We start from the raw sequence: 2,999 nt of genomic DNA on the forward strand, positions 1-2,999 counted from the left end.
GACGACGACCACATCTTGCGAGCCTCGTCCTCAACGGTCTGGGCGTGCACCTCAAAGCGGCCCGCCATCGCCCGCATTTCGTGCGGGTCTGTCATAAAGCGTGTTGCCATGTCGGCTGTTCTCCTTAGCTACGTGGTTATTGGGTGATGTTGTGAAGACGGTGGCCGGATCGTTTACGCGTTACGCAACCGCCGAGCCGAATGAATAGAAATGTCCCCCCCTTTCCGTCAGCCGGCGGCCACCGGGTGCTGTCACGGTGAGACGGACGTCAAACCCGAACCGCGGCGTTTGAGTTGACGGAGTGTGTGTTGCGTTGCGGGACGCTTTGCGGCCCCAACTTTGCGGCCCCGAGATCGTCCCCTGTGGGGCGGTCATGTTGGAATCCACGTCGATGACGATCTGTTCCAAGGCCCCGGACCGCCAGTCCGATCAGCCGGCGGCGGCCGCGTTGGCTGCTTCGGTCGCAGCGTACGAACCGGAGCTGGTGGACAGGGTGTTCACGAACATCTCGTGAATCGCGGCGGCCTGGGCGCTGACCGCCTGGTACATCTGCGCGTGCGCGGCGAATTGCGCCGCGGTCAACGCCGACACCTCGTCGGCAGCGGCGGGTACGACCCCCGTCGTTGGGGCTGCAGCGGCTGCGTTCTGGGCGCTCAAGGTCGACCCGATAGCCTGCAGATTCCCGGCCGCCGCGGCCAAAGCCTCCGGCTGTGTGGTCACGAACGACATATTGTTCCCTCCTAGTTCTATCCCCGACTCTGCGAGACTAGATGACGGTGGCCCCCGAGGTCGGTGCGGAAGGCCGGTGTTTGCAATTGTTCACTTGACGGTACGGCGAATTCACTTTTGGTAACGACACAGTAACAGCGCCTGACCTCGACCGCTGCCCCTCAGAGGAGGGCCTTAGCAAACGTTACCAGTCCCCGGTCGAAAAGTTGCTGGTAATCGGCACCCGGGATGCTGGGGGTCAGATCGCCCGGCATAAGAATCTGGTTGCCGATTAACCCCTCGCACTGAATCAATGCGATGACCATTCCCGGTAGCGCGTCGCTGGGACCTCCTTTCGCCCATTGCAGGCCTGTGGTTGCCGCCCCGGTGGCTGCCAAACGCAGATCCCGGTAACGATTGTGAAAACTCGAGGTACATCACGCCGCGAACACGGATGTCTGCGTGGCCTTGTCGGCGTCGGCATCGGCGGGGCACGGCGCTCAGCCGGCAAACGGTGGTCGGGCCATGACGGTGGGCCGGAATCCGTACTTGGGACCGGCCACGCCGTGCCCGCCGGCACCGGCACCGGCCAGCGGCATGCCACCCAACAAGTTCCCCGGCCCGCCGGCCGCCTCCGGGGCAGCACTGATGCTGCTGACCGGAATCGCATGCCCGAGCGCCTGCGTGGCCGGCGCACCCGACCAGGCCACCGGCACCGACAACTTGCCACCGACCGAGGCCGCACTACCCAGCGCCGCCACCGGATGCGCAGCCGCAGCCCCGCCACCCAACATCCCACCCAGACCACCAAGCCCCGGCAGCGCCTTGGCCACGGCGGGAGCCGCCCCACCGATAGCCCCGGTCGACTTGGCGATCTGCGTGAACGTGTTGGCCATACCAGTACTGAAGTACGGCAGACCCTCAGTGTTATAGAACAATCCCGCAAACGGGCTATATCCGTTGACGAGTGTTCCCAGGCTGGTGGGGAGGCTGGTCTGCCCGGTCAACAGGAACCAGACCTCCGACAACGGATCCGTGGCCGACGTGGCGGCCTGAGTCGTCGCCTGCGTGGTGGTGGTGGTCGCGGGTTGCGCCAAGGCCTGCAATGTTTTCGACGTGTTGGTCGCCGTGGAGTTCGCCGTGGCGTTGCTGACCGCAGCGCTCTGGGTGGCCTGGCCCGACGGGTTGGTGACCTCCGGCGCCTTCTGGAACGTCGCCACCTTCGTCGCCGACGACGACTGGCCCGCATAGCCGTACATCGCGCCCGCGTCCTGCGCCCAGTACTCGCCGTACTGGGCCTCCAACTGAGCGATCAGCGGGGTGTTCTGCCCCAAGACGTTCGTCGCCTGCAGCTGGGTCACCTGCGTGCGGTTGGCGGCGATGAGCGGGGGCGGCACCGAGGAGGCCAGCGCGGTCTCATAGGCCGCCGCGGCCGAACGCGCCTGGGTGGCCGCCTCTTCGGCCTGCGCGGCCGTCGTGGTCAGCCAGGTCACATACGGTGTGGCCGCTTGCGCCATCGCCGTGGACGCCGTCCCCAGCCACTCCTCGCTGTTGAGCGAGGTGATGACGTTGTCATAGCTGAGCGCGGCCGAGTTGAGTTCGGCCGCCAGCGCGCTCCACGCCGACGCGGCAGACACAAACGAACCCGAGCCCGGACCCGAGTAGATCCGCGCCGAATTGAACTCCGGAGGGAACGCCCCATAATCCACCACGAATATGCCCCTTAACCTGTGATGTTCGAATCGATGCGTCGAGTAGTAAAAGACGTTAATGCGCTGGTGACCACCGCCACGCCGGTCAATGCGATAACGGCTGTTCGGCGCGCCTTTGCGCCGGTGGCCAGGGCCGGCCGCTCAATACCGGCCGAGTGCCCCGAGACGCGCCCAGCTAGCGGGCGTGAGCTGCGGGAACGGGCGGAGCTCACCGCCAGTCTGCCGCGGCCGCCCCGGCACCATGCCGACGTAGCCGGGCGCACATGTACCGAGGCCGGGGATAAAATCCGGCCGCGGCTAAAGGTCTGGGGGTACATGCCTGTTTCCGCCGCTTATCCGGCCGACGGTGGGCGGGTCAGCACGCTGTAGCGGAACCCGTATTTGTTGACATAGCCGGCGGCGGCGCTGCGCCGACCGAACGAGCCCGCGGGCATGCCGCGCAACAACCCGTTGGCCCCCGCACCCGAGGTGCCCGTCGCCCCCACCGCTTGAACCGGAGTGACCTCCTCGGACAGCGCCGACGGGCTCACCGCCGAGGTCAACGTCGCCCAATGCTGCGGAACCGACAACATCCCCACC

3 protein-coding genes and 1 pseudogene are annotated in these 2,999 nt (G+C 66.3%); all 4 read right to left on the bottom strand.

Going from position 1 to position 2,999, the window contains the following annotated elements; genetic code table 11:
* Positions 1–110: pseudogene (locus A5782_RS09150) on the bottom strand (WXG100 family type VII secretion target); the annotation flags it as partial.
* Positions 111–429: 319 nt separating this feature from the next.
* Positions 430–729, bottom strand: a complete 300-nt coding sequence (locus A5782_RS09155; protein ID WP_067098267.1) for a PE family protein — start codon at positions 727–729, stop codon at positions 430–432.
* A gap of 479 nt (positions 730–1,208) precedes the next feature.
* The gene (locus A5782_RS09160) at positions 1,209–2,420 is read right to left on the bottom strand and encodes a PPE family protein (RefSeq protein ID WP_067098271.1); all 1,212 of its coding nucleotides are present in this window, start codon (positions 2,418–2,420) and stop codon (positions 1,209–1,211) included.
* Positions 2,421–2,752: 332 nt separating this feature from the next.
* Positions 2,753–2,999 (bottom strand): PE/PPE C-terminal domain-containing protein (locus A5782_RS09165; protein ID WP_197694170.1); only part of this gene is annotated, 247 nt, incomplete at its 5' end.

Origin of the sequence: Mycobacterium sp. 852002-40037_SCH5390672 (assembly GCF_001665875.1) — a bacterium.
In the GTDB taxonomy this organism is placed as follows: Bacteria; Actinomycetota; Actinomycetes; order Mycobacteriales; family Mycobacteriaceae; genus Mycobacterium.